Raw genomic sequence first — 26,648 nt, 5'->3', positions numbered from 1 at the left:
TAATAACAATGCTTCGGTTACGAGCTTTGAAGAAGAATAACAATAATAAGAAAAACTGATCAAAGAGGAATATGCGAATATGGACGTATTCCTCTTTCCCCTGTTGAGCATCCCCTCACCCCTTGCAAGCCATAAGCAGGCAGCAGGCTTTAAAAAAATAATTCATTTCAGATTAAGTACTTGTATTTATTTCGTATGTGACTATATATAATTATAACAAAATTATTATAGGTTGATAAAAACAATGAAAAAAATACGAACACTGTCACAATCACTGCTCCTCGCATCTCTAACCATAAGCACTCTTTGTGCCTCATCAGATCCTTCGTTCGAAGCAGCAGCACCCGCCGGACCAGCAAGACCCCCGCAGGAAAAAGTCGCTCGCTTAAAAAAAATCGACTGTATTCTGGCCCTCTCCAGCCCATTCCTCCAGCCCATTACTGTTGATGCGCAACATCTTCCTGAGCCTGGCTCTCCTGATGCGCAAAGGTTTCTCAAAAATCTTTCCTACAGAGGCCGCCTAACGCTCACTGGCCTAAATCCCCTAGCAGCTTTCAGACCCGGATATGAAACATTACTGGCAAGGACAAATGCACTAAGCATGACATTTAGAACGCACGAGGCTTTAGAAACTGCTGGACTTGGTCTTGCTGCTCTTGGCCGTTGGAATTCAATCGATACAGCTAATCTCAACATACGTTTATCCGCCCCTGACAATGTTTTAGGGATTTCTTCTGAGCATGTGGGCTTATTTTTGCAAGATAATCCCTTAAATTTTGTTAAGAACCTGAGCGTAAGGATTGACTCTTACGATCTCAGATCCCAAGAACAAGTAGAAATCATGATAAAATCATCACGATTCACAGCAGAGATTACCGTGAGAGATGTCCCTTTTAACCGCTCACTCTTACCAATACTCAAGGAAGCCTCTGAAAGAAACGGTTTCTTGGATCGCAAAGAGCTTTCTCTCCAAATTCCTTACCCTGGTTCTTTCTCTGATGAGGAGAGTATATTGCATTTTCCAGGAATTTTTGAGGGTGCATTCGGGGCACAGATAGTTTCCTTAGAGCTTACTGGAAGAACAATAGCAAATGAAGACTTACAAACGCTCGCAAATCTTCGCGCATTAGAAAGATTAGATATTAGTGACTGTTTGCTCAGTACTGATACTCTTGGCTCTCTCCTGCGGTTAGAAAATCTGAGCAATACGGTAAAGACTTTGGATCTCTCAGGTGCCAGAGTGGATTTATCAAATGACCTCAACATCCTTGAGGCTTTTAGCCATGCGCGGCCGTGGGTTAAGTTAGAGGCATTGAGAGGCGTTAGTGACGACGTCTTGGGTGGGCTTAAAGATTTGGGAGTAGCTCCTAAGTTACCTCCCATAGATCTTTCATAAGATCTTTATATCTTTAAAAACCAATAAACGGGGTGCGTGCTATTATAGTGTGCACCTCTTTTTGTTAAGGAGAACACTCAGAAAAGTTGCCAGAAAAAAGGCGAATACGCCCATTACGGTATATTATCTCTAGCCCCTCACAACAGACTCTCAAATGACCGTATGCATTGATGCCCATAAGTGTTCCCACAGTCTTTGTTCCTTCAGCTTCAAAGATAATATTCTTTCCACGAAAAGCTAAAAGACTATTAACGGATTCCAATAGTTCTGCTTCACCCTTTTCAACAAGATGATGCATCCGCAACCATACGGCAGCAAAAATATCGTGACGCAGACATCGAAGATCAAAGGATTTTCCAGTTTCATCTACACAGCTCGTAACAGGTTGGTCTGTGATGATCATGCTTTCTGCCACATTATTTACATTCAGACCTATCCCCATGAGGAGTATCATGCTTTGGGAATTTCCTTCGTGCATAAGGTTTTCAACCAAAACACCTCCCATTTTTTTTTCTCTCATAAGAATATCATTTGCCCATTTAATTTGCACAAACAGACCATACGCTTGCAAAGCATCGGCAACGGCAACCGTTCCACACAAAGCAACAAAAGGGAGTTTGTCTATCCACTTGCGTGACCACGGAAAGGCACACGTCATGGCTAGCGCCCCTTTAGGTGTAAGCCACGTATTTCCACGCTGACCAATTCCAGCTGTTTGCATGTCAGCTGAAAGCACATGCACGGGATCAGTAAGGTTTAGTGTGCTAACTTTCTTTGATACGATTGCTTTTAATGCTGCTTGCGTTGAAGAGGTTCTAGAAACATGGTGCCACAACACACGGGATAAATCAGCAGTGGGACTATTCAGCCAAGGCTTCATCAATTGCCTCTTTAAGTTTTTTATTTGTTGGCTTTGTTGCTGAACTAAACCAGTCAATAAGTTTTCCGCTTTTACCAATCATGATCTTGTGGAAATTCCAACGAGGTCGGCCTAAAAACCCCACTTCTTTGTTCACCCAGGTATAAAAAGGGTGCGCATTGACGCCTGCAATATGATATTTTTGGGTAATATAATAGGTTGCGTGAAAGATCTCACAGGCTGTGTGGGTGATATCCTCGATTGTACCAGGCTCTTGCCCGCCAAAGTCGTTGCTAGGAATAGCAATCACAACCAATCCCTTGTCTTTATACTCCTGATGAAGAAGCTCTAAATCTTTGAGCTGCGGGGTAAATCCACACTCTGAAGCAGTGTTAACGATCAGCAAAACCTTGCCAAGCAACTTCCCTAGCTCAAGCTTTTCTCCATTAAGGAGCAAAAAAGAAAAATCATATGCAGATGGCATTTTGTCTATTTCAGGTGCATTAAATAATACTTTAGCCTTACACTGAAAAAGCTCGTTCACCTAAGAGAATTTTGTTGGAACAAAAATTTCCAAAAAATCTATCAGAGCGTATAATAATAAAAGTATATATTTACGCATAGCACGGTAATCCAAAAGGAAACCCGGATAAACGTGGGCTTGTTAGGGATAAAGTATGCTGTCAGTGCAAATACGACTAATGCGGGATAGATTGTCTGCAGAAACAATCCCAGCCACTGTGAAAGGCTTGTAAATCCTGTGAGTGATATAATAAAAGTGATTAAGGCGGTAAGAGTGACACTCTGCTGAAAATTTATTCTATTTTTAAGTAATTCCTTTTGTAAAAATTCCCCAAATAATTTCATCAAAACAACAATTGTTGTCAAGCACGCTAAAAAACTTATCATTGCAGCAATATAACGAGATTTTTCTCCTAGAACGGCATCAGATAAAGAAACAATGTAGTTTTCAGGTGGTGCGTGAATGAGATGAGCATTATACTTGCCTCCTAAATACACCAAACCGGAATAAACCATCGCCAGCAGAAGCATGCCCCCTGTTGAAGAAATAATATTTTTCTGCTTATCTAATCGAGTCATTTTACCTGATTCTGACAAAAAGAAACTGCGGGTAGTAAAACCAAAAAAAAGCGCCCCCATCAAATCCATCGTGTGATAGCCATAACTTGCCCCGATCAGCAAGGATTGATGGGGACTTTCCCCCACCTGCACAACAGCAGAAGACGTGAAAAAATTGGCAAAAATAATAATAAAGATACCCACTAACAAAAGGGGGGTGAGGTATTTGCCGATGATCATGATAAGTTTGCGATCAAAAATAACAATAAAGACAGAAAGAGCGCAAAAAATAAGGCTAAAAGACCAAAGGCTCAGCGTGGGATAAATCACCTTAAGACCACCAAACGCGACCAATGTGCATCGGGGGCAAACGCCTAATGGACCAATAAGACACAGCATTAAAAAGCAGATAACCCATCCCACTTTAGGTCCAAGTAAAGCAAAATAATCACGCTGGTTGAAGCCAGAACAAACGGCACTCATTAAACCAATCCACGGAACAATAATGCCCGTAACAAATAATCCTAGATTAGCGTAGAGTGCGTATCCATAGGTCTCAACCCCAATGGCTATAGGAAAAACAAGGTTTCCAGAACCAAAAAACATAGAAAAAACAGCAAAAGAAACAATGGTTATTTTTATTAATGTCAATGGATCTGCCAAAAAATCTATTTAATTTCCAACATATAGAATCAATAAAGAATAATCTAGCAAAAACTATTTTTATATAAAAAGTGTAGAAAACATAACGGAGAATGGTTGTGTATTGATCAATATCTATAGATTGCCACAAAAATTCTTCCTATCATTTTTAAGCATAAAGATGGCCTTACATATTGATCTCTTGTCAAGAGATCTGAAATTACGTAGGTTAAGGATAAAGAAACATATACGTACATGTCTAAAAATCCTGATGAGCACGCCTCCCCTACTTCTTCTTCTGGGGTAATACAAAAACACACCGGCCAGGCCGAGTACCGTGATATTCGTATTCAGAAACTTAACAAACTGGCGGAACTTGGCGTTCCTCTTTACCCTGCAGATTTCCACAAAACGCACCTTGCTCAAGCAATTCACAAAAGCTATGGTCATCTTGAAAAGGGTCAAACGACCGAAGATCATGTTATTGTTGCCGGGCGCGTGCACTCCATTCGCAACAGCGGTATGTTTATTGATTTACGTGATGCCTCAGGGAATATCCAAATTTTTTCCCATGATAACAACCTATCCGGACCTCAACGTGAATTGCTCACGCTTATTGATCTTGGGGATATCATTGGTGTGAATGGTGTCATTCGCCGCACACCACGGGGTGAAATCACCGTGGATGCACGCACGATTACATTTTTGACCAAAGCTCTGTTGCCTCCTCCTGAAAAATTTCATGGACTGGCTGATATTGAAACCCGCTATAGGCAACGATACCTCGATCTCATCAGCAATGCTGAGTCCCGAGATCGCTTACAAAAGCGCTGTACAATTATTCGAAATATTCGCACGTTTCTTCAAAATAGAGACTTTCTCGAGGTTGAAACACCCATGTTACACTCTATTCCGGGGGGGGCTGCTGCAAAACCTTTCACGACACATCATAATGCTCTTGATATGGAGCTTTTTTTGCGTATTGCACCCGAGCTATATCTGAAGCGTCTTCTGGTGGGTGGTTTATCTGAGCGTGTTTTTGAGATTAATCGGTCATTTCGCAATGAAGGTATTTCAACCCGCCACAATCCTGAGTTTACAATGCTTGAGGCCTATCAGGCTTATGCAAACTATCATGATATGATGGACCTGACAGAGGATTTAATAATCGCCCTTGTTCAGGACCTGCATCAAACGACAACAATCGTTTACGGGAATCACACGATTGATTTTTCCAAAGGCTGGCAGCGTCGGTCTATGCTTGATCTTGTAAATGAACATACCGGGATCGACTTTTCCGCGCTCAGTTTTGTCGATGCCTGCGCAAACGCTCATACATTAGGCATAAACACTAAAGGCATACACAATTGGGGAGAGGTTGTAGAATCAGTGTTTTCTGAGCATGTGGAGGAAAAACTTATTCAACCAACGCATGTGACGGAACTCCCCACAGACATCTCACCTCTTGCCAAGGTATCGCCCCACAATCCCCGGGTAACAGAGCGTTTTGAGACGTACTGCAACACCTGGGAGATTGCTAATGCTTTTTCTGAACTAAATAACCCGCTGGATCAGCGCAAACGCTTCCAAGAGCAAGTCGCCGCTGGAAAGGCAGGCAATGACGAGGCTCACAAAATGGATCATGACTTTGTAACAGCTCTTGAGCACGGCATGCCCCCTGCCGGTGGTTTGGGGATCGGCATTGACCGCCTCGTGATGCTGTTAACCAATGCGCCAAGCATTCGTGATGTTATTGCTTTTCCTACCATGCGTCCTCTTCCTTCATAGCTTAAGTTTAGTGACCAGAATGTTAACGAACTATGTGGATGAAAAAACAACTGATTGTGTGCGACTGGTACTAAAGCTTCTATTCACCCACCTCCATTCACAGAAGACCGCCGGCATTAAAAGTTTATGATAAAGTATCACCACTCGCAATCATTAGGAATCGCACCGTGAGTCACACCACTACCGTTTTATGTATTCTTGATGGTTGGGGCATATCCCCTGAAACGGAGCATAATCCTATCAGGACGACATCAACTCCTACCTGGGATATGCTATGCACTACAGGACAATACACTGAACTAAATGCATCAGGAGAAGCGGTAGGTCTTCCTGAGGGGCAAATGGGTAACTCTGAAGTGGGTCACCTGACGATAGGTTCAGGCAGAGTGATTGACCACGATTTAGTGCGCATCAACAAAGCAGTTTCAGCAAACACCCTGAAGGACCAAATAGGCTTCCAAGAATTTGCTACTACTATGGAAAAGCACGGTGGTTCTGTTCATATTATGGGGCTTTTTTCGCCCGGTGGTGTTCACTGTCATACCGACCATATCATACATTCGATTCGCTGCTTCCAAGAGAAAGGGATTCCTGTTCATCTTCATCTATTTTGTGATGGACGGGACACGCCTCCATCAAGCGCATATAACTATCTCAATCAAGCGCTCGTCACACACGGGGAGCTCTTGAAAAATGTTTCTATATCAAGTATTTCAGGGCGTTTTTATGCCATGGATCGTGACAATCGCTGGGATCGCACCGAAGCAGCCTATAATGCAATCGTGCGTGCTAAAGCACAACATCAATATACCGATCCATGCGACTACATTTACCACAGCTATAAGTACCATAACACAACCGATGAATTTATTATACCGGCCGTATCAGACACTTATCAGGGAATAATGCCCCATGATGGTGTGTTTATGGTAAACTTCCGGGCCGATCGCATGCGACAGCTTGTCTCAGCAATTGCAGACCCTGATTTCAATCTATTTCCCCGCCAGAGTCATCCGATTACCACTGTCGCAGGAATGACCTCCTATTCTGAGAAAATCACAACGTACATGGCCCCTATTTTTCCACCCCTTGTAATCACAAACTCTCTTGGAGAAGTATGTGCTAATGCACACATGTCACAACTTCGTTTGGCAGAGACAGAAAAATACGCTCATGTTACTTATTTTTTCAATGGCGGCAATGAGATTCCTTTTGTGGGTGAAGTTCGTACATTAATACCTTCTCCTAACGTACGAACATATGATATGAAACCCGAAATGTCAGCATTTGAAATAACCACAGAACTTACCAAGGCAATCACATCACATGCCTATGATCTTATCGTCGTTAATTATGCGAATCCTGATATGGTGGGACACACTGGTAACGAAGCAGCAACACGTGAGGCTATTGCTTGCGTTGATAAATGCCTTAATCAGATTCACAACGCTTTTCACACGGCACAACGTCACAATCTACGAGGAAACTTTTTTATCACAGCTGATCATGGCAATGCAGAAAAAATGGTTGATGCGACGACACACCAAGCACACACAGCACATACGCTATCTCCTGTCCCTTTTGTATATATGGCTTATGGAAAAAAAACACCAGTGGCTTCTCTTACCTCGGGGTGCCTTGCCGATATTGCACCAACACTGTTAGAGGCTATGGCGATAGAAAAACCGCATGAAATGACGGGAAAGTCCTTGTTTATTCATGGGTAATATCATGATAAGATGGCAACCTTATGATTAGCTGTTCCGATATTTTCACATGCCCTTGATTCTTTATATCTTTTTCTGTGCTATGATCAGTATATTACCTGCTAGAGAAGTATCAGAAGCCGAAGCAACTGAAAAATTTCTGCGGATGGCGCGACGCATTCAAAAAGATTACGTTCATACGACCTCCCTTGATAAACTGCTTCACGGAGCGCTGCGGGGAATGGTTGAATCACTTGATATTAACTCAACCTATATGTCCGCTGAGGAATTCCAACAAATTAAAACCCAAGTCGATGGTCACTATGGGGGACTTGGTATTGATGTAATTCTGCGACGTGGACGCCTTATTATTATTTCAGTAGCTGATGCATCACCTGCTTATGTTGAGGGACTCGAGGTTGGCGATATCATTCTCAAAATTAATGATAAAAACCTGACAAATAGTACTATGACAGAAGCGGTGAATATGCTCCGTGGACGCAAGGGAACAAAGGTGACACTAACAATCAGACGGGGAAGCTCTGACGTTTTTTCTGTTGACCTTGAGCGCGATAGCATTAAAAGCTTACCCGTAAAATGGGAGGTTCAGCATGATGTAGGTATTATTACTATTCCAGGCTTTATATCCCAAACAACAGCCGGAGATATTCGAAGCGCTGTCCTCGCAGCACAAAAAGATAACCCCAACCTGAATGCTCTTGTTTTGGATCTTCGTGATAATGATGGTGGTCTTTTGGATCAAGGCATAGATGCCGTTTCACTTTTTCTATCAAGCGGACGTGTGGTCTATACAAAAGGTCGGGGCGATAAACCCAAAGACGTCTATAAGGTAAAGTTACGCAAAGAGATTGCGCGCGGGATTCCAATAGTTATTCTTGTAAACCGAGAAACGGCTTCCACCGCTGAAATTTTTGCCGGAGCTCTCAGAGATCATAAACGCGCCCTGATTGTGGGGGAGCGCACCTTTGGAAAGGGATCAATTCAGGACTTGATTGCTCTCAAAGACAACGATGCGATGAAACTTACAACAGAGTATTTTTATACACCGTCTGATCAGAAAATAGATAACGTCGGTATAAAGCCTGATATTATTATTACGCAACCCAAAGTAACCTTCACAGGTGTCGAAGAAGATACAACATCTTCGATGAAAAAACTCAAACTTGAAAATGACCCCAAAATAACAGATACAGATACGGTTGAACCTGGCCAACGCCTTGCCCAAGATCCGCAGCTATATCAAGCAATTTTTATTGCCCAGGGATTGCGCTTTGGTTCCTTCATCAAACCAGATAAAAATACATGATATCCCATGAAAAATATCAACGAGTTTGGCCTGCATAGTCCGAACTACAGGTCGAATGTAGGAATTATTGTACGCCATAGAAATAAAGATGTCTTTGTTGCAAAGCGTTTGTGGGAACGTCACGATTATTGGCAAATGCCCCAAGGAGGGATTGAAGCGGATGAGAGTATTATCAGCGCCGCTAAACGGGAACTAAAGGAAGAAACGGGCATACAATCCATTATTATCCGAGGCATAACCCCCACATGGTATCGTTACAACTTTCCACAGCCTATTATCGATTCTTCTAAGGAAGGAGGTATCGTTCTTGGACAAATACAAAAATGGGTGCTCGTGGATTTTCAAGGAGATGAATCAGAAATTAACGTGAATACAAGCAACCCTGAATTCTGTGCATATAAATGGATGCCATACTCCTGGGTAATTGAGCACGTAATTCCCTTTAAAAAGTCCGTGTACAAAAATGCTTTTTCCTATTTTTCTGAATATTTTCCTTGCGGCATCAATGAGCGTGATTGAATTCCTGGCTAAGTTCTGCTATCAATGGAAAAATTTTTAACCTGACCCAAGGCGGCTCTATGTACAATTTTCTCTTAACAGTTCACATACTCTCAATCTTACTCATGATCGGGATGATTCTTCTACAGAAAAGTGAAAGCGGAGGCCTTGTTTCATCATCAGGAATGGGTGGGTTGATGTCGGCCCGAGGAAGTGCAAACTTTTTTACCCGGACAACAGCAACACTTGCGGTTATCTTTTTTACAACAGCATTGATACTTGCCATGATTTCGGGGCGCGGAGGCAGCAAAGTATCATCACTGCTTGACAGTGATCCATTAGCTCTTAAAAACATTGATGTTCCTGTAAATCATGCGGATAACGTCCAAGCACCCCCCGCCCCTGCGCCAGCAGAGTCTCTCCCTAAGACCCCCAAGAAAAAAGTCCACCCAAAAAAGGTGACGGCTGCTCCAACTGAGAAAAAATAATGATTCGTGTAACCGTTGGTTCTGGACCTCGCGCTGTTACTTTTTCCAACAGCAGCCCCCTTGTTGTTATTGCTGGTCCTTGCCAGATTGAAAGTCGAAGTCATGCGCGTGAAATGGCTGAGGCAATTTTCACAATCACAGAAAAACTTGGCATACCTTTTATTTTTAAATCTTCCTATGATAAGGCAAACCGTACCAGCATTCATGCCCAACGGGGTGTTGGTATGATTCAAGGCTTAGATATTCTTGCCGAGATTCGTGCGGACTTTGGCTTTCCTGTAGTCACAGATGTTCATGCGCCCGAGCAATGCAAACCTGTTTCTGAAGCTGTTGATCTTCTTCAAATTCCAGCATTTTTATGTCGCCAGACAGACCTGCTTGTGGCTGCTGCACAGACAGGGAAGCCTATCCATGTAAAGAAAGGACAATTTCTTGCCCCCTGGGACATGAAAAATGTTGCAAAAAAAATAGCTGACTCAGGAAATAACAATATTATTTTGTGTGAGCGCGGTATAACGTTTGGCTACAACCAGCTTGTTGTTGATATGCGGGCCCTTCCTATCATGGCACAAACAGGATACCCTGTGGTGATGGACGCTACCCATGCTGTCATGGAACCGGGTGGACAAGGTGAATCTTCTGGTGGGAATCGTTCTTTTGTCCCAACAATTGCCAGGGCCGCGGTTGCTGTTGGTGTTGCTGGCGTTTTTCTTGAAACGCACAATGATCCTGACAGTGCTCCTTCTGATGGTGCGAATATGGTACGCTTGGATGGATTGGAGGAGCTACTTTCATCACTGAAGGCCATTGATGCCCTAACAAAAAGGATATCCGCCTAACATTTATTTTTAAAGGCACACACATGAGCATAATTACGAAAATATACGCCCGCCAAATTCTAGACTCTCGAGGAAATCCAACCGTTGAAGCCGAAGTAGTTCTTGATTCGGGGCACATGGGCCGTGCGAGCGCTCCTTCAGGGGCATCCACTGGACGCTACGAAGCTGTAGAAAAGCGTGATAGGGATGCTGCAGTATATGCTGGGAAATCTGTTTTTGAAGCGGTTGACGCTATTAATGTGACGCTTAGCGATGCTCTTGTCGGACGAAATGCCCTCAATCAACATGACATTGATCGTATGATTATTGAGGCTGATGGAACCGAAAACAAAGCCAATCTAGGGGCAAATGCAACATTAGCTGTCAGTCTTGCCCTTGCAAAAGCAGCCGCAAATTATACTGACCAACCTCTTTTTCGTTATATAGGAGGGGCAGCAGCAACCACGCTACCCATTCCTATGATGAATCTTTTGAATGGGGGTGCCCACGCAAACAATAGTATTGATATTCAAGAGTTCATGATTGTACCACACAAAGCCGATTCATTCTCACAGTCACTCGAAATGGGTGCACGCATTTTTTATGCGTTGAAGAGCAGACTCAATAAAGAAGGGTTACCAACATCTGTGGGAGATGAAGGTGGATTTGCCCCTAATCTAACCAACAACACTCATGCTCTTGATTTTCTTATGCGCGCCATTACTGAGGCTGGGTTTACCCCTGGTATAGACGTTAGTCTCGCACTGGACGTGGCAGCCAATGAGCTTTATCAGGATGGGCAATATCATTTTTATGGTGAAGAAAAATCTTTTACTGCAGAAAAACTAGTTTACTACTATGAAAATCTTGTGAAAAACTACCCTATTGTGTCGCTGGAGGATCCCTTTGCCGAAGATGATTGGGAAGGCTGGGCACACCTAACCAGTACCCTCGGTGAGAAGATCCAAATTGTTGGAGATGATCTTTATGTAACAAATACGACACGCTTACAAGAAGGAATCCAACGAGCAGCCTCTAATGCAATTTTAATTAAACCCAATCAAATTGGGACACTGTCAGAAACTCTTGCAGCTGTTCAATTAGCACATAAAAATGCTTTTGAAACGATTATTTCCCATCGTTCTGGTGAAACCGAAGATACAATCATTGCTGACCTTGCTGTGGCTACAAATGCGGGTCAAATAAAAGCAGGTTCGCTCTCACGCTCAGATCGCATTTCAAAGTACAACCAACTTCTACGTATTGAAGAAGAACTGGGTGTGGGAGCACAGTTTCCTTCTGTATTTTAACACTTGATTTTCTCATGAAAAATCCATTCTACGGGTCTCATTTTTCTTGATTCTGAAAAACAAAAACGCTAATGTCAGCCGTGGTTCGCCCGCATGGTGGAATCGGTAGACACAACAGACTTAAAATCTGTCGGCTTCGGTCGTGCCAGTTCGAGTCTGGCTGCGGGCACCACGTTTCAGTATTTTTATAAGAAAGATTTAAGGCCAGATTCCATACACTTGAACGCTTGAAGAACGGAAATTTTCTTTCTTAGCAGTCCTGTGGTGACGAAAAAAACTTCAGAATGCTTCCGCCAAGGATAATCTTCGTCAACATTCCTAGCCAAAATTGGCCGTCAATAGCCAGTGCTCTCTCAAAACCAAAAAGAACACTTAACCAAAAAATACCAAGCCCATGAATAACAAGATGGCCTAGTCCCAACCGAAAGTACACGGAACCATTGTTAGAAGGTGATTTCAGCGTAGGAATGAGCTGGGCTATGAAAAATCCAAAAAGGTATCCCGCAGTTGGTCCTGCCATATACATGATACCAATTCCTCGCTCGGGTGTTCCCTGAAAAACCGAAAAACCAAGAGCTCCTTCCAGTAAGTAACTACCGACTGTGATAAGAGCCAGTTTTCTGCCCATAACACAAACAAGCATGGGAACAAGAAATGACTGGAGCGTAAAATCCACAACGCCCAGGGGAACACGTATTTTTGCCGATGCAACCAGAAGAAGGTTTGCACTCAATACAGCAAGGGCATTTCTGAAATGTAGTGACTGACGAAAGTGAGTGTGCGTATGTGTGTGCATTATTCCTGATAAGCTTTCATGCTTTTTCTTCTTCACTCATACCAAACATTAGAGAAGGCTTCTATCAGAAAATTTGTTGGTAAGAAGAATTGACCGAAAGCAAATACCACACTATCATATCCGTCATAGTTATTATGAAAAAAAATGCCTTTCTTTGTCATTCCCCTCCTCTCCATAAACTCCAAGAAGCTTCGGATTTTTGCCTTGACCCTCTGTGCGCTATCGCTGAGCACTGTATCAGCGCAGGCTTTTCATGGACCTTTCGCCGGTGTTCAAGTTGGTTACTCACAGAGCAAGCCAACGCTGAGTCATACGCTTGGAAAACTTTCTGGAACCACTAAGCCGACCTTAACGAACTGGTTACTCGGTGGTCATGGTGGGTATGGTCGCACATTTGACAACAAATTTTATTTGGGAACCGAACTCTTTGTGACATACGACGGTTTAGGGGATGTGACAAAAGATTACGTCCTAACCCAGGGCACGTCTCGTACAGCAACTGTAGCCAAAATCGGGCGCTCCTATTCTTTTGGTGCTGACCTGCGTTTGGGATTCCAATTTGAGGCTGGCGGCAGTGAAATGCTTATCTATACAGGCCCAACATTCCAATTTTCACAATGGACAGCTCGCGGAACAACAATTACCGAAGGTTCTCAAATCAATGCAAAAGAGTCTTTGCTTATGGGCTTTGGTGGTAATCTTGGCTATGAGATTCGCCTTAAGCGAGAAGTAAGCGTTGGGTTTGTTGGGAAATATATTCGCTTTAAAGATGCAAAGTTCCTGCACTTAAAAGTGGCCTCGTCTGCATTTTCCGGCAGTGTCTATTTTAACATACATATGTAAGTTTATACGAGCCAAAGAACAATTTTTTATTATTCAATAATCATACTTATCAAAACCATTGCTTCATTTGCAGTGTTTTACCTTTCGTAAGCACTACAAGGTGTTTGATTCCGAATGTACTTAAATGCAAACAGGTTCTAACATGCTATAGTCTATTTTTGAAAATAGAGAGAAAATCCAAGGGCTTTTACTCGACAAGACTGAAATTATTCGCTAAAACTTGAGCACATAAACTTTCAGGAGTTAACACCAACGATGAATATCTATCTTCAACTGGCCCTTGCTGCAAGCGGCTTGGCACTTATCTACGGCATGATCACAACGCGTAAGGTTCTTCGGGCGCCTGCAGGCAATCAATCCATGAAAGAAGTAGCCCAGGCTATTCAGGATGGGGCTCAAGCTTTTCTCAACCGCCAATACAAAAGTATTGCACTTGTGGGAGTGCCTCTAACAATTGGCCTCTTTTTTATTCTTGGTCACTATGCGGCTATTGGTTTTATGGTAGGCGCGGTGCTGTCAGGTGCAGCTGGTTATGCTGGCATGAATGTATCCGTACGGGGCAATGTTCGTACCGCAGAAGCCGCACGCAAGGGCCTGCAGCCAGCACTTGATATTGCCTTTCAAAGTGGCGCTATTACAGGATTTCTTGTTGTTGGGCTTGGGTTGGCTGGTGTTGTGGGATATTATGCCTACCTCAAAGAAACAGGAGTTCCCCAGCGGCAACTCCTTGAGGCGCTTATTTCACTCAGTTTTGGGGCCTCTTTGATTTCAATTTTTGCACGCTTAGGTGGCGGTATTTTTACTAAAGGGGCTGATGTAGGGGCTGATCTTGTAGGGAAAATCGAAGCCGGTATTCCTGAGGATGACCCCAGAAACCCTGCTGTAATTGCCGATAACGTGGGTGACAATGTGGGTGACTGTGCTGGCATGGCTGCTGATTTGTTCGAAACATACGCCGTCACAATGGTTGCAACTATGGTCCTGGCGGGTATTTTTGCCTCGCCAGCTGATGTTGAGTTGTTGATGGAGTACCCACTAATGATTGGCGCTGTGTGTATTGTCGGATCACTTTTTGGTCCCCTTGCTGTTGTTTTAGGTAAAAGCAAGGATATCATGGCCGCTCTTTATAAAGGCTTTGGTGTTAGTGCTCTTGTTTCAGCAACGCTCGTAGCAGGAATCACATACTATATGTTTCCTGATCAACTTATTATTGGTAAGCTTTCCGTTACCCCCTTAGATTTGCTTACATGTGCCTTAACAGGCCTTCTGGTAACTGCCGCACTTATTTGGATTACCGAATACTATACCGCTACACGTTATCGCCCCGTGCGATCTGTTGCAAAATCTTCTGAAACTGGTCACGCGACAAATGTTATTCAAGGACTTGCTATATCGATGGAGGCATGTGCCTTACCCGTGCTTGTTATTTCTGCAGGAATTATTGTTGCTTATAGTCAAGCGGGTCTCTACGGTATTGCCATTGCGGCAACGACTATGCTTGCGCTTGCGGGTATGGTCGTAGCACTTGATGCCTATGGGCCTGTTACAGACAATGCTGGTGGTATTGCGGAAATGGCTGAAATGCCTGCTGCCGTACGTGAAGTCACCGATGCTCTTGATGCTGTTGGAAATACAACCAAGGCTGTCACAAAGGGGTATGCCATTGGTTCTGCTGCCTTAGCAGCGCTTGTCTTGTTTGCAGCCTATACTGAGGACTTACAACACTACTTTCCGCAAACATCCTGCACTTTTATGTTGCAAGACCCGTATGTGGTTGTTGGTCTTTTCGTGGGTGGGCTTCTTCCCTACTTATTTGGCGCAATGGGTATGATGGCTGTAGGCAGAGCCGGTGGACAAGTTGTTATCGAGGTACGTCGCCAGTTTTCTGAAATCAAAGGAATTATGACGGGTAAGGCAAAGCCAGACTATAGCCGTGCCGTGGATCTCCTTACCAAGGCTGCGATTTCAGAGATGATTCTTCCGTCACTTCTTCCTGTTCTTGCGCCTATTGCTTTATGGTCTGTTGTGTATGCGTGTGCCGGAATATCTGCTGCGTTTACAGCGCTGGGTGCCATGCTTCTTGGAACAATCGTAACAGGAATTTTTGTTGCTATTTCCATGACCTCTGGTGGAGGCGCCTGGGACAATGCGAAAAAATACATTGAAGATGGTAACCATGGCGGCAAAGGCTCTGACGCTCATAAAGCAGCAATCACCGGAGATACTGTCGGTGACCCCTATAAAGACACAGCTGGCCCTGCTATTAATCCTATGATTAAAATTGCGAACATTGTAGCTCTTCTTATGCTTGCTGTACTGAGTCGTGTTTTGGAACAGTAAGGAATTCCTTGACCGTTATTAACTGGGGCCCTCAAGAGATATAATAAAAAAAACCAAGAGGGCGCAGCAATAGTCAAACCTTCAACAAACAAGAAAGTCTCTTTCTTGAATCTAAACCACCTCTATTAACTGACTGAATGCCTAGGTTTTGAACTTAGGCATTTTTTTATTACCTTGAGCAGCAACCCTCTAATATATGTATGTTCTTAATAAGTGAAAATCTGTATATATATTTTTTTTAAATTTAATGAAATTTTTACAGTTCTGAGTAAGAGTATACTTATGTGATTTTATTCCAGAGGAGTCCCATGTTAAAGTCCAGTGAAATTCGTGGCCTTGAGAAAAAAATTGTTGCACTTGAAGAAAAAAGACAAGCACTTCTGCTTGCAAGAGCACGGGAACTTGCAAAAATTATTGATGCTTGCGAGATTGAACATATGGATTTTTCAATTTTAGCAGGATCGTTTGCTTATATTAAAAGTCTGATTCGGGTACGTGACGTAAAGGTTGCTCTTTGGCGCTCCAATGGCGAGGAACTACTCCGAGCTGTTGAAACGCCTGCGCCTATTAGAAAACTTAATGCTCTTGAGATTAGTGAACAAAAAAAACAAAAAGCCGCAAAACGCAAAGCTAGTCTTATAAAAAAAGGGGAATCAAAACCGAAGATGACTGCAAAAAAAGCGGGAAAAATGGATCCTGCTGTTCCAGCAAAAAAGAAAAAAGAATCTTCTCCCGTAATAAAAACAAGGAAAAAGACAGAGGAATCAAATGTTTTTCCTATCCAGATTTCTTCACCGGAGATCTCTGAGGAAGAAAGAGAACGTATTCCTCTTATAGACGACACCTTGACAACTCACTCCTCTCTTTCTGAGAATCCTAAAAAACCTCTTTTTAAAGGTGAAGTAAGTCGAAAGTCTGTTTTTGATGATGTAAATTTTGAAAGCATCATAAAGTACTGGTCATAATCTGACAATTTGTGCCCCATACTGGGTTTAGTTTTTTACACAGATATGCGGGATTTTTGGTTTGAATGAGTTGATTTTGCTCTTTTTTTTACGCGTTTCAGTGTGCGCATTTTTTGGTGTGACTTCTTGATAAGGCTGGAGACACCTTGGTATGGTGTTTTACCAGAAAATTCCATGCTATTAACACGCACAACAACAAATGCCATTACACCCAGACTGAGAGCACAAAGCGCCAGTAAGACATACGAAAAACCATTTGCTTTCATTACACATCACCCTATTGATAAATCAAAACCACGAAAAATGCGTGAATTCCTAACCCACTGTAAGCTTACATAAATAAGCTTTTGAAAAAAGCATACAACTTTTCTTTCAAGACAAGCTCGTATGCAAAAGCCGATAATGCAACTACACTCATAACGGTAAAAATACCAATCGGTGTACTAGTCCAAGGAACAGAACCAAGATAAGAGTCAATTTTGGCGACACGCCGTGCGTGACGGCCACCCATAAAATGCTCTGTCAAAAAAATATCTACTATTTTGATGGCCTCCTCTGAACTAGTCACACGTCCTCCCAAACAACACACATTGGCATCATTATGGCGCCGAGACATATGTGCATCATCCGGCGTGCGGCATAATACTGCACGCATCCCTTCCATACGATTAGCCATTATACACACTCCCTGCCCTGATCCACACAGAAGTATGCCTTTATAATCCGATTTTTCTGGGAATTCCTGCCCAAACTTAGTCACAATGTCAGGATAGTCACACGCATCTTTCGAAAAAGTTCCTACGTCCACAACGTCATAGGACTGATCGATAAGATGGACACGGAGGATTTCTTTGAGAGAAAATCCCCCATGATCCGAACCTATAATAACTTTCATGCGTCAACAAAAAATAAAGTACATGGACATTGTACATGATTTATGGGCATGCACCAACCCTTGTAATAGTATTAGAGGATTACAAATGTTTCTTTCTCATAATCAATGGTGATTTTCATAGGCAAATCCCCCTGAAGAATCCGCGTTGCCAAGAGATTTTGAATGTGCGTTTGAATATAACGACGCAGCGGCCGCGCCCCATATACAGAGTCATAGCCCTCCTTTGCCAAAACCTCATGTGCTTTTTCTGTAAGATTTAACTGATGTCCTTTTGCGAGCAATAATGCTTCAATTTTTTGCAGCTGAATGCGAACAATTGCTGCCATATCATCTCTACGCAAACGACGAAAAATCAAAATCTCATCTAATCTATTGATAAACTCAGGGCGAAAGCGTGTCTTTACCAAATCCATGATCGGACCTCTTGCCTCATCACTCTCGGCTGTTTCTGGCAATTGCGCTAAAATATCGCCACCAAGATTAGATGTCAAAATAATCACAGTATTGGTAAAGTCAACAACACGTCCCTGCCCGTCTGTCAAACGACCATCATCTAATACCTGCAGCAATACATTGAAGACGTCACTATGGGCTTTTTCAATTTCATCAAATAAGATTACCTGATAAGGACGACGGCGTACAGCCTCAGTAAGGGCACCTCCTTCCTCATATCCAACATAACCTGGAGGTGCTCCAATAAGACGGGCAACCGCATGTTTTTCCATATACTCAGACATATCAACACGAATCATAGCCGCAGGGTCATCAAACATAAACTCAGCCAAGGCTTTTGTGAGTTCCGTTTTTCCCACACCCGTTGGCCCCAGAAACAGAAAGGAACCTATCGGGCGGGCTTGATCCTGAAGACCTGCGCGCGCACGGCGAATAGCATGTGACAAAGCAATAATGGGAGTACGTTGACCAACAACACGTGCAGATAAAGCCTCCTCCATATTGAGAAGTTTTTCACGCTCAGTTTCAAGCATGCGCTCAACGGGAATACCCGTCCACTTGGAAACTACGGCCGCAATATCATTATCTTTCACTTCTTCGTTCAATAAGCGCTTGTGACTTTCTGCCTCAGCTGCAAGACGTTTCTTCTCAAGATCGGGAATTATTCCATACATGAGTTTACTTGCTGTGGCTAAATCACCTTCACGTTGGGCCAATTCAAGAGCAATACGGGCTCGATCCAGATCCTCTTTGAGGCGTTGCTCGGCCTGAATTTTCTCGCGCTCTCCTTGCCAGACTTTCGTAAGCTCCTCTGACTGAGCGGCAAGTGCAGCAATTTCTTCTTCAAGAGTCTGTGAGCGACTACGTGCATCTTGCGATATTTCATTTTTCAAGGATTCCAACTCAATGCGCAAGCGCACAATTTGCCTATCAAGCTCATCGATATTATCTGGCTTTGAATCCACTTGCATACGAATGTGTGAGCTGGCTTCATCCATGAGATCTATGGCTTTATCTGGCAAAAAGCGATCCGTAATATAGCGATTGGATAGCTCTGCTGCCGCTACAATCGCGCCATCAGTAATGCGAATACCATGATGTAACTCGTATTTATCCTTCAATCCCCGTAAAATAGTTATCGTTTCATGAACGGTAGGCTCTCCCACGTATACCGGTTGAAACCGCCGCGCTAGGGCAGCATCTTTTTCCACATACTTTTTATACTCATTGAGGGTAGTTGCTCCTACACAGTGTAACTCCCCACGCGCAAGGGCCGGTTTTAGCATATTCGATGCATCCATAGCACCATCAGACTTGCCTGCACCAACCAGGGTATGCATCTCATCAATGAAAAGAATAATATTAGCAGATGCTGATGTTACCTCTGCTAAAACAGCTTTGAGGCGTTCTTCAAACTCCCCACGATATTTAGCACCAGCGAGAAGGGCTCCCAAATCTAGGGCAAAAACACGTGTACTACGAAGGCTATCAGGAACATCACCGGCCACAATTCGTTGCGCAAGACCTTCAATAATTGCTGTCTTTCCCACGCCTGGTTCACCAATTAAAAGGGGGTTATTTTTTGTGCGCCGGGATAATACCTGAACCGTACGGCGAATTTCTTCAACCCGTCCAATAACAGGATCAAGCTTTCCTTCACGGGCAACCTTGGTCACATCACGGGCATATTTGTTCAATGCATCCATATTCTGGTCAGCAGTGGATGAGTCAACAGCGCGTCCCTGGCGATACTGTTGGATGAGTTGATTCAATTTCGAAACATCAAGACCATGACTTTGAAGAAGCTTGCCAGCCGCCGTGTTTCCCATTGCCATAGCCAGAAAAACATAGTCTGGGCTTAAAAAACTATCCCCCGCTTTTTGCGAAAGTGCCTCTGCGGAATCGAGCAATAGCATTGCATCACGACTGGCATAGGGTTGATCCACTGAACCCCCGGTAACCGTGGGTAATTTCTGCATAGCAAGGTCTGTTGCTTTTACAAGATCGCTCGCATCACAACCACTAGCATGAATAAATTGCGAAAGAATCGAGGATTTATCCCCAGCTCCTGCTGCTAAAATATGCAGAGGATCAACATACTGATGTGTTAATTTTTGTGCTGTTGATGATGCATCGCGGATAAGTCTTTGTGTTGACTCGGTAAAGCGGTCTGTGTGCATAATTGAATCTCCTTATGTTTAAGCATTCAACTTTGATCAGCAAGAGTTTTGAAAACACATACCCCCATACCCCCATACCCCCAAAAGCAGCATATTGGATCACTGTGCTAAACATTAAAAAACCCGAAAAACCCCTTTAAAAGCAGGTTTAAATGATTGCGATCAGAAACATTTTAACAAAAAATCTTTCGCAATGCAAAAAAATACATATGCGTTTTGACAAGGAACTATGCAAACGGACTTAACGAATGTTCTAAAATATCATATAGTAGAAAAGTATTATTTTAGAAATGTATGTTTTTTAGAGCTTTCCTACACAACGCACGCTGTTTTCTCCTGGTAAATCTCCTCATCGTTGGGGGCTGTGGGGGACTCGGACAATACGCTTCCGGAGAAAAAATTTCCCCTTACGCTCTTGTAAACACCTATGCCCAAAGCGCCCGAGATAATTGTTTTCAATACTCGCGCAAAGAAAAGGCAGTGTTTGATTTTGGGCAAGCCCTACAAGAGACCCGTTTTAGTGCGCATCGCTACGTATACTCACTAATTGATGGGCGAAAAATGTCTTGCAAGGACTGTCAGCGTTGTTTCAATACTGCCAATGGGTATGACCTTAAGGCTTTTGTGCACGATCGCAAGGAAAAGAAAGACCATCTCGCTTTTAACAAGATGGTACTGCGCCACGAACTTGTAACACCTTCTTCTGAAAACACGCCCGCTCTTCTCAAGGTATGGATACGTGGCTCACAACGAACGCACATAGATCTTATTTTTTATGCTTATGAGAATGGAACCTATATAGCAAACAGCCGCAAGGCAGATGTTTCACTTTACGCTGGGGATTAGGCACTTGCGCGGCGCAACCATCCTCGAAGAAATTTTTCTTGTGATTTATTATTAAGCGCAATTTTCAAATAATACTCCTTTGATTCTTCCCGCAAATTAGCAATCACCTTCTTTCCATCAATACTATTCAGAACAGTAATCATTTCAGCGTTAAACCCCTGTTGCTTAACACGATACCCCATACGATAGAGCACACGCTTAAGCAAGATTGCAGCACGACTCGAACCCATATTCACACTCATGTCCATAAGCTTAATGGCAAGATCGCAATCGCCTATCTGGTGCAAGTTATTTTTTATCCAAAAATCCTGATGGTAGATTTTACAGGCTTCATCCCAGGTAAGTTTAGCAATCTGAAGCTGCGGATATGAGCGCTTGCAAATACCAAACTTTGTGACCCCGCCACGATCATTGCGACAGTTATTGTAACCACCTTCAAACTGTGACACATGCTGCATTGCTTTTTGAAAGTCTGGACATGTACGATGATCAAGAACAGGCAATGTTTTTTTCACAGACTCGCCCCGTGAAACACTACTGATAAAAGGATTAACAAGTTTTATGCTTGCTAAACATAGCGTAATACTGGCAAAAATTAAGGAAATCCACCGCTGTGTTGCAAAAACTATCATTAGTCCCCTCCCCTCAAGGTTCTATTTTTATACCGACACAACCTCCGTCACTTCTGGTATATAGTGACGAAGCATATTCTCAACACCCGATTTCAGTGTTGCAGTAGCGCTTGGACATGTCGAGCACGCACCCTGTAATTTTACGTACACACACCCTGCTATGTATTTGTGAAAAACAATATCTCCACCATCTGCTGCCACCATGGGTCGAAGCTTCGTTGCAATAAGCTCCTCGATCTCGGCAATAATTTGTTTTTCTTCTTCCGTATAGCTAATATCGTTACTATATTCTTTTTTTTCAATACTAGAAACATTAATATTTTCTTTATTTGATGAAAAATAATCTATAAGAGTTGCTATTACATCTGCTTTTACAATAAACCAATCTGCTTCCGCTTTTTTTGAAACACTAACAAAGTTTTTCGCTAAAAAAACACTTTCTACCTCTGGAATCAGGAAAAGCTCATTAGCCAAAGGGATTGCGGTTGCCTCCTCACGGGAGTCAATGTGCATAGATCCATTGGCAACAACATCCCTACCAGGCAGAAACTTGAGGGTGTTAGGGTTTGGTGTTTCTTGTGTTTGAATAAACATTGTGTACTTTCATTAAGATTTTCTCCGTAAATTTAAGGGAAACAGGAGTATTCATCAAGCTTATATCACAACATTCCTCGTTTTTTGTGTAACTGGAAAAGACTTTCAACTCGGACCTCTTAGGTTGTTTATTTTTTTGGATTACTACGCCCTAAGTGTATATTCCTACGTTAGCTTCATGTATGATATTTTCACGTAGACGGGAATTTTATGTGAATCATGTTGCTGCATCAACTACGAATCTTGTCGTCGAAATCGCCAGTCGGTTAAATTTTTTTACACCGCATCAACGTGCACGGCTTGTGACAATTGGCGAGGAAGTACACTTTTCGCCGCATGAGAAAATTGTCATATCTGGAACCCCCTCTCATGCTTTTTACATTATTTTAACAGGGACTGTCTCCATCACCGCTTCTCCTGAGACTAAAGATGCGCACGCCGGGGATATTGTGGGATACGAGCCTTTGATTGATGTGGAAACCGTCATTTCAACAGTCACGGCAGAAACCCAGGTCGTTGCCCTTCGTATTGCAGGTAACGAGTATAGAAACGCTTTTGGACACAGTGAGCGAGAATATGTCAAAGTTCCTTTCCTACAAAGCTTGGTGCTAGGGAAAAAGTTTGATCCTACCCTGTTTCATGATTTATCTTCGCCAGAGACCTCCTTGCGGGACGTTCTCATGCATATTGGGGGATGGGCTTTTGCCTTGATGGCGCCTCTTTTTCTTTATTTCTCAGGAATTCTTAGTGCTTTTAGTGCCCAAGCCCAAATGTTTATGAGTGTGATGCTGATGCTAACATGCGTTACGGCTTTGCGATTACTTTCTGATTATGTGGGTGTAACCATGGCTCTGTTTATTCTCATATCAGGAGGGATTATAAATACGCGTACCCTCTTAAGTGGGTTTAACTCGCCTACATTTATTATATGTATTAGTCTTTTTGCGCTCACGCTATTTATTGCCCAATCTGGCATTATTTATCGCCTCATCGTGAAGGCATTGATGTGGGCCCCGAACAACCTTTTAAGTTACAATTTTCTGCTGGTAATTAGTGGGGGAATCCTCACCCTTGGAATCCCCAATTTGCGCATACGCACTGAGCTTGCCAAGGCAACAATTCTGGATACCCAAAACCTCTGTCGTTCAACAGACAATACATTGATTAACACCTCGTTATTGTTTAGTGGATACTTTGGCATATATGCCTTCATGAGTAGTACGTTGAGTGCTTCCTTGATTCATTTCCTCGTACTGGATCTTTTTTGGGGACAATATAATACGCAGTATGGGTGGTGGGGGTGGGCAGTTACTGCACTCCCTTCAACACTTGTTCTTTTCGTTGGTTATTTTCTCTATATGGTTTTGTTTATTTCACGAAAGCCTCATGTTGTTTTTTCGATAAAGAAAGCAAAAAATATTCAAAAAATTCTTGGAAAAACAACCTTTAGTGAACGCACTGCCATAACCTTTATGCTTTTCAGTATCATCGCCATAGCAACCTATCAAATTCACTATATTCCCCCTCTTGTTCCTGCCCTTTTGATTTTGCTTCTTCTTTTGGTATCAGGAATGATGGCAACCCGTCAGTTTCGCAAAAACATCCAGTGGGATTATATTATGTATTTAGCCGGACTCATTGGACTTTCGGCCACTACGCAAGCCTTAGAGATTGATCAATGGATTACACAAAGTGCCAAGCCAATGTTCTCTTTTGTGCAGCAGAACTTTTCGTTGTTTGCGACGTGCCTAATTGGCATTGTTGCCGTCACACGTCTGTTTATTCCGCGCGATATGACAATGTATGGATACTGCATCATTTTAATTCCTCTTTCCCAATCAATAGGTATCAACCCTTGGGTTATCACCTTTATTATTATTTCTGCGAGTCGCTTATGGTTTTTTATCTATCAAGAACCCGAAGTCGAATATCTTTACACCTCGGTGAATAGTATTATGCCGCTCAAAAGAGGATACTTTTTTATAAGTCATATGTTTTTGAACTTCTTAAATATTCTTGGAATATACGTAGGAATTTATACGTGGCAAGTAATGGGGATTTTGTAATGAACTATGGTCGTATTCTTATGAACATTCGGTTTGTGGTAATTCTAGGTATTGCTGCTATCTTTGTGATGTATAATCACGTGCGTCCGCGCATTTTGATTTTACATAGCTATGCCCCAACCAATGAAAATGTTCGCATTTTCAAAACAACCCTAAAGCACACACTGGGTACCAATACCTATCCGCGCATTAAGAATCATTACCTTGACCTAGAGGGTAATATTTCTGCTCGTACGCTCGTGAGCCGATCGCATTTTGCCAAGGAAGATATTGTGCAATTTCATCCACAAATTCTTATTACTGTGGGCAGTCAAGGGATCAAACATGTTACACATAACTTGAAGGATGCACCAATCACACATATTACTGTTTCCTCGCATCCCCTGGCCTCTCCGGGATTTATGCCCGGAACAAACACAACAGCTATTCTTAAAGAGGGTATTGCGCATCATGTGCTGGCTCTTATTATAGGCGCATATCCTCATCTGCCTTTTGTGCGTATTGCCGTATTAGGGAATCTTTCTCATCGTGGTCGCGCGTTTGAGCGTGATATTGCCAACCTTCCAACAACAAGAGGAGTACTTACAGATGCGGCTCTGGTCACAAACTTTCATGATTGGCAAAAAGTAGTTACTCACGCCAACCAACATGCTGATGTCTTAATTGTCAGTTCTTTTGATGAATTGCATGAAAGTGTAGAGTTAAAAAAGATGAGCGACGCAGAGACGATTATTCGTTGGACAGCCAAACACACCACCATCCCAATTATTACACTGCAACAAGATGGCGCACGCTATGGTGCCGATCTTTCTATGAGCCCCCTTGTAAGTGAGATTAGTCGACAGGCAATTGAAGAAGCAGCGGCATTTATCAGCGCTCCTTCTCGCAAACACCGTATAATTAAAATTTCTGATTATATGGTAGGCATTAACCACACCCGTCTCAAAAAAACGAACTTCGCTATTCCTCAAGGATTGATTTCTTTGGCAAAGTCTCATAACCGCTATTTTGATGCACAAACGGAACGACCACGGAATAACCGATGATTGCTTTTTCTCAAATTTTTCTTTGTCTGCTCGCTGTTTTTACGGCTCTGTGTGCACAGAATGGCAGCAGCCGTCACACACCAAACGTAATTACCCAATCGCACGGTAAACTTGTGCGTACCCAGGTGCGCATCACGGGATCAACAACTCTTTTTCCCCTTGTGCTGCGTGCCTCTGAAGAGTTCAGCAGCTTCTCCTCCTTTCCCATGCCTCTTATCATGAATCCAGGGACAAACCGGGGAATCAACCACTTTTGTAGCGCGCGCAAAGACATCGGTTATGATATTTTAATGGCTTCACGAGAAATGACTCCGGTTGACTTAAAAACATGCCATGCCAATGGTTTCAATCGCATTACTAAGATTTCACTCGGACGTGATGGTATTGCTTTGGTCACCCACAAAAAGAATTTAGCACTGTCAGGGCTTACACACAAAGAATTATTCCGCGCCCTGGCTTCGAAAGTCCCAGATGGTAGTGGCGCACTGATTCCAAATCCACACATGACCTGGGCGGATATTAACCCACAGTTTCCCCCACAAGCGATTCGTATTCTTGTTCCCTCAGCCAATCATGGAACACGTGATGCGCTTTTTGCCCATATCTTCGCATCCAGCAATCAGAAGAATTCTTCTTTGCGGACGGACGGTGCTATTATTGTCATTACTCCCTTACAAGCCGCCGACGAACACGATCTGTTCTTTCAAGCGTTACGTGACAATCCTGAGACTATCGGCATTGTAGGAAGCAATCTATGGGAGGCACAACGCAGCGATATACGTGCAATTCCTTTTAACGGAATTTCGCCTACAAAAAAAGCTATTCGTACCGGTACTTACCCTTTATCGCGTGGGCTTTTTCTCTATGTCCATGAGGAAAGGTCTCGTGAAGTGTTAAGCATGAAAGACTTTCTTGGTGAAATAACGAGCCGAGATGCATGCGGCACAAAAGGATATCTTACCATGCTAGGACTTATTCCTTTAGCCTCGGGTAATGGGTCCTTGCGCACACGTGTCTTGGAATAAACACTGAAAACGCCGATAAAACTCTACAAAAAATCAGTACTAAGCTTTACTATAA

General features: G+C 42.9%; 23 protein-coding genes and 1 tRNA gene. 16 read left to right on the top strand and 8 right to left on the bottom strand.

The genetic code is table 11. From position 1 onward, the window contains the following. Positions 1–244: 244 nt before the first annotated feature. Positions 245–1,396, top strand: coding sequence for a hypothetical protein (locus H6849_04490; protein ID USO01320.1), 1,152 nt, complete (start codon positions 245–247; stop codon positions 1,394–1,396). Positions 1,397–1,460: 64 nt separating this feature from the next. On the opposite strand, the gene H6849_04485 is transcribed toward H6849_04490, so the two are convergent. The 3 genes from H6849_04485 to H6849_04475 all read right to left on the bottom strand — a co-directional run bounded on the left by H6849_04485 (position 1,461) and on the right by H6849_04475 (position 3,998). Then, entirely contained in the window at positions 1,461–2,276 is an 816-nt protein-coding gene (locus H6849_04485; GenBank protein USO01319.1) for a biotin--[acetyl-CoA-carboxylase] ligase, read from the bottom strand. Continuing rightward, complete coding sequence (locus H6849_04480; protein USO01318.1) at positions 2,257–2,739, bottom strand: glutathione peroxidase; 483 nt, start codon at positions 2,737–2,739, stop codon at positions 2,257–2,259. Before H6849_04480 ends, H6849_04485 begins: the two co-directional genes overlap by 20 nt. Positions 2,740–2,840: 101 nt before the next feature. Continuing rightward, a complete protein-coding gene (locus H6849_04475; protein ID USO01317.1) occupies positions 2,841–3,998 on the bottom strand; it encodes a branched-chain amino acid transport system II carrier protein in 1,158 nt (385 codons plus the stop codon). Between the two features lie 234 nt (positions 3,999–4,232). Between H6849_04475 and lysS the strand changes: the two genes are divergently transcribed. The 8 genes from lysS (at position 4,233) to H6849_04435 (ending at position 12,084) form a co-directional block, all read left to right on the top strand. After that, on the top strand, positions 4,233–5,765 hold the full coding sequence (lysS, locus tag H6849_04470) for a lysine--tRNA ligase (GenBank protein ID USO01316.1): 1,533 nt from the start codon (positions 4,233–4,235) through the stop codon (positions 5,763–5,765). Positions 5,766–5,932: 167 nt separating this feature from the next. Then, positions 5,933–7,492, top strand: coding sequence for a 2,3-bisphosphoglycerate-independent phosphoglycerate mutase (locus H6849_04465; protein USO01315.1), 1,560 nt, complete (start codon positions 5,933–5,935; stop codon positions 7,490–7,492). Between the two features lie 82 nt (positions 7,493–7,574). Continuing rightward, a complete protein-coding gene (locus tag H6849_04460; GenBank protein USO01314.1) occupies positions 7,575–8,798 on the top strand; it encodes a S41 family peptidase in 1,224 nt (407 codons plus the stop codon). Between the two features lie 6 nt (positions 8,799–8,804). After that, positions 8,805–9,317 carry an RNA pyrophosphohydrolase gene (locus H6849_04455; protein ID USO01313.1) on the top strand — a complete coding sequence of 171 codons (513 nt, stop codon included), beginning with the start codon at positions 8,805–8,807 and terminating at the stop codon, positions 9,315–9,317. A 59-nt stretch (positions 9,318–9,376) separates the two neighbouring features. Further along, the gene (secG, locus tag H6849_04450) at positions 9,377–9,784 is read left to right on the top strand and encodes a preprotein translocase subunit SecG (GenBank protein USO01312.1); all 408 of its coding nucleotides are present in this window, start codon (positions 9,377–9,379) and stop codon (positions 9,782–9,784) included. Beyond that, a complete protein-coding gene (kdsA, locus tag H6849_04445; GenBank protein ID USO01311.1) occupies positions 9,784–10,623 on the top strand; it encodes a 3-deoxy-8-phosphooctulonate synthase in 840 nt (279 codons plus the stop codon). Before secG ends, kdsA begins: the two co-directional genes overlap by 1 nt. Before the next feature lie 23 nt (positions 10,624–10,646). Beyond that, positions 10,647–11,912, top strand: a complete 1,266-nt coding sequence (gene eno / locus H6849_04440; GenBank protein USO01310.1) for a phosphopyruvate hydratase — start codon at positions 10,647–10,649, stop codon at positions 11,910–11,912. 87 nt (positions 11,913–11,999) lie between these two features. Continuing rightward, positions 12,000–12,084: transfer RNA gene (locus tag H6849_04435), tRNA-Leu, on the top strand. 78 nt (positions 12,085–12,162) lie between these two features. Here H6849_04435 and H6849_04430 read toward each other — a convergent pair. Next, positions 12,163–12,744 (bottom strand): biotin transporter BioY, encoded by a 582-nt coding sequence (locus tag H6849_04430; protein USO01309.1) that lies wholly within the window; start codon positions 12,742–12,744, stop codon positions 12,163–12,165. 108 nt (positions 12,745–12,852) lie between these two features. Between H6849_04430 and H6849_04425 the strand changes: the two genes are divergently transcribed. The 3 genes from H6849_04425 to H6849_04415 all read left to right on the top strand — a co-directional run bounded on the left by H6849_04425 (position 12,853) and on the right by H6849_04415 (position 16,856). Beyond that, on the top strand, positions 12,853–13,551 hold the full coding sequence (locus H6849_04425; protein ID USO01308.1) for an outer membrane beta-barrel protein: 699 nt from the start codon (positions 12,853–12,855) through the stop codon (positions 13,549–13,551). A 255-nt stretch (positions 13,552–13,806) separates the two neighbouring features. Continuing rightward, the gene (locus tag H6849_04420) at positions 13,807–15,891 is read left to right on the top strand and encodes a sodium-translocating pyrophosphatase (protein ID USO01307.1); all 2,085 of its coding nucleotides are present in this window, start codon (positions 13,807–13,809) and stop codon (positions 15,889–15,891) included. 308 nt (positions 15,892–16,199) lie between these two features. Then, entirely contained in the window at positions 16,200–16,856 is a 657-nt protein-coding gene (locus H6849_04415; GenBank protein USO01306.1) for a hypothetical protein, read from the top strand. A gap of 331 nt (positions 16,857–17,187) precedes the next feature. Here the strand turns inward: H6849_04415 and rpiB are convergent, their stop codons facing one another. Continuing rightward, entirely contained in the window at positions 17,188–17,751 is a 564-nt protein-coding gene (rpiB, locus tag H6849_04410) for a ribose 5-phosphate isomerase B (GenBank protein ID USO01305.1), read from the bottom strand. A gap of 71 nt (positions 17,752–17,822) precedes the next feature. Next, positions 17,823–20,384: an ATP-dependent chaperone ClpB gene (clpB, locus tag H6849_04405; GenBank protein USO01304.1), complete on the bottom strand. Its 2,562-nt coding sequence runs from the start codon at positions 20,382–20,384 to the stop codon at positions 17,823–17,825. Positions 20,385–20,678: 294 nt separating this feature from the next. Between clpB and H6849_04400 the strand changes: the two genes are divergently transcribed. Beyond that, positions 20,679–21,230 carry a hypothetical protein gene (locus H6849_04400; GenBank protein ID USO01303.1) on the top strand — a complete coding sequence of 184 codons (552 nt, stop codon included), beginning with the start codon at positions 20,679–20,681 and terminating at the stop codon, positions 21,228–21,230. On the opposite strand, the gene H6849_04395 is transcribed toward H6849_04400, so the two are convergent. Further along, on the bottom strand, positions 21,227–21,862 hold the full coding sequence (locus H6849_04395; GenBank protein ID USO01302.1) for a hypothetical protein: 636 nt from the start codon (positions 21,860–21,862) through the stop codon (positions 21,227–21,229). The two genes, H6849_04400 and H6849_04395, sit on opposite strands and share 4 nt — an antisense overlap. A 27-nt stretch (positions 21,863–21,889) precedes the next feature. Further along, the gene (locus tag H6849_04390) at positions 21,890–22,456 is read right to left on the bottom strand and encodes a NifU family protein (protein USO01301.1); all 567 of its coding nucleotides are present in this window, start codon (positions 22,454–22,456) and stop codon (positions 21,890–21,892) included. Between the two features lie 182 nt (positions 22,457–22,638). Between H6849_04390 and H6849_04385 the strand changes: the two genes are divergently transcribed. The 3 genes from H6849_04385 to H6849_04375 are packed head-to-tail and all read left to right on the top strand — an operon-like array spanning position 22,639 to position 26,593. Continuing rightward, positions 22,639–24,522: a cyclic nucleotide-binding domain-containing protein gene (locus tag H6849_04385; protein USO01300.1), complete on the top strand. Its 1,884-nt coding sequence runs from the start codon at positions 22,639–22,641 to the stop codon at positions 24,520–24,522. After that, positions 24,522–25,568 (top strand): hypothetical protein, encoded by a 1,047-nt coding sequence (locus tag H6849_04380; protein USO01299.1) that lies wholly within the window; start codon positions 24,522–24,524, stop codon positions 25,566–25,568. The genes H6849_04385 and H6849_04380 overlap by 1 nt, the downstream gene beginning before the upstream one ends. Then, entirely contained in the window at positions 25,565–26,593 is a 1,029-nt protein-coding gene (locus tag H6849_04375) for a substrate-binding domain-containing protein (GenBank protein ID USO01298.1), read from the top strand. The genes H6849_04380 and H6849_04375 overlap by 4 nt, the downstream gene beginning before the upstream one ends. Positions 26,594–26,648: the final 55 nt, after the last annotated feature.

Source organism: Alphaproteobacteria bacterium (genome assembly GCA_023898725.1).
GTDB lineage: Bacteria > Pseudomonadota > Alphaproteobacteria > JAUHZC01 > JAUHZC01.
The sequence above is the reverse complement of the archived record's forward strand: the minus strand, read 5'-3'. Positions and strand labels throughout refer to the sequence as shown.

What these genes read in the sequence shown, in the direction of transcription:
- H6849_04390 (USO01301.1), bottom strand. Translation starts at nt 22,456, where the DNA reads ATGTTTATTCAAACACAAGAAACACCAAACCCTAACACCCTCAAGTTT.
- rpiB (USO01305.1), bottom strand. Translation starts at nt 17,751, where the DNA reads ATGAAAGTTATTATAGGTTCGGATCATGGGGGATTTTCTCTCAAAGAA.
- H6849_04375 (USO01298.1), top strand. Translation starts at nt 25,565, where the DNA reads ATGATTGCTTTTTCTCAAATTTTTCTTTGTCTGCTCGCTGTTTTTACG.
- H6849_04480 (USO01318.1), bottom strand. Translation starts at nt 2,739, where the DNA reads ATGCCATCTGCATATGATTTTTCTTTTTTGCTCCTTAATGGAGAAAAG.
- lysS (USO01316.1), top strand. Translation starts at nt 4,233, where the DNA reads ATGTCTAAAAATCCTGATGAGCACGCCTCCCCTACTTCTTCTTCTGGG.
- H6849_04425 (USO01308.1), top strand. Translation starts at nt 12,853, where the DNA reads ATGCCTTTCTTTGTCATTCCCCTCCTCTCCATAAACTCCAAGAAGCTT.
- H6849_04395 (USO01302.1), bottom strand. Translation starts at nt 21,862, where the DNA reads ATGATAGTTTTTGCAACACAGCGGTGGATTTCCTTAATTTTTGCCAGT.
- H6849_04485 (USO01319.1), bottom strand. Translation starts at nt 2,276, where the DNA reads ATGAAGCCTTGGCTGAATAGTCCCACTGCTGATTTATCCCGTGTGTTG.
- H6849_04400 (USO01303.1), top strand. Translation starts at nt 20,679, where the DNA reads ATGTTTTTTAGAGCTTTCCTACACAACGCACGCTGTTTTCTCCTGGTA.
- secG (USO01312.1), top strand. Translation starts at nt 9,377, where the DNA reads ATGTACAATTTTCTCTTAACAGTTCACATACTCTCAATCTTACTCATG.
- H6849_04380 (USO01299.1), top strand. Translation starts at nt 24,522, where the DNA reads ATGAACTATGGTCGTATTCTTATGAACATTCGGTTTGTGGTAATTCTA.
- H6849_04385 (USO01300.1), top strand. Translation starts at nt 22,639, where the DNA reads ATGATATTTTCACGTAGACGGGAATTTTATGTGAATCATGTTGCTGCA.
- H6849_04460 (USO01314.1), top strand. Translation starts at nt 7,575, where the DNA reads ATGATCAGTATATTACCTGCTAGAGAAGTATCAGAAGCCGAAGCAACT.
- H6849_04455 (USO01313.1), top strand. Translation starts at nt 8,805, where the DNA reads ATGAAAAATATCAACGAGTTTGGCCTGCATAGTCCGAACTACAGGTCG.
- H6849_04420 (USO01307.1), top strand. Translation starts at nt 13,807, where the DNA reads ATGAATATCTATCTTCAACTGGCCCTTGCTGCAAGCGGCTTGGCACTT.
- H6849_04490 (USO01320.1), top strand. Translation starts at nt 245, where the DNA reads ATGAAAAAAATACGAACACTGTCACAATCACTGCTCCTCGCATCTCTA.
- eno (USO01310.1), top strand. Translation starts at nt 10,647, where the DNA reads ATGAGCATAATTACGAAAATATACGCCCGCCAAATTCTAGACTCTCGA.
- H6849_04415 (USO01306.1), top strand. Translation starts at nt 16,200, where the DNA reads ATGTTAAAGTCCAGTGAAATTCGTGGCCTTGAGAAAAAAATTGTTGCA.
- kdsA (USO01311.1), top strand. Translation starts at nt 9,784, where the DNA reads ATGATTCGTGTAACCGTTGGTTCTGGACCTCGCGCTGTTACTTTTTCC.
- clpB (USO01304.1), bottom strand. Translation starts at nt 20,384, where the DNA reads ATGCACACAGACCGCTTTACCGAGTCAACACAAAGACTTATCCGCGAT.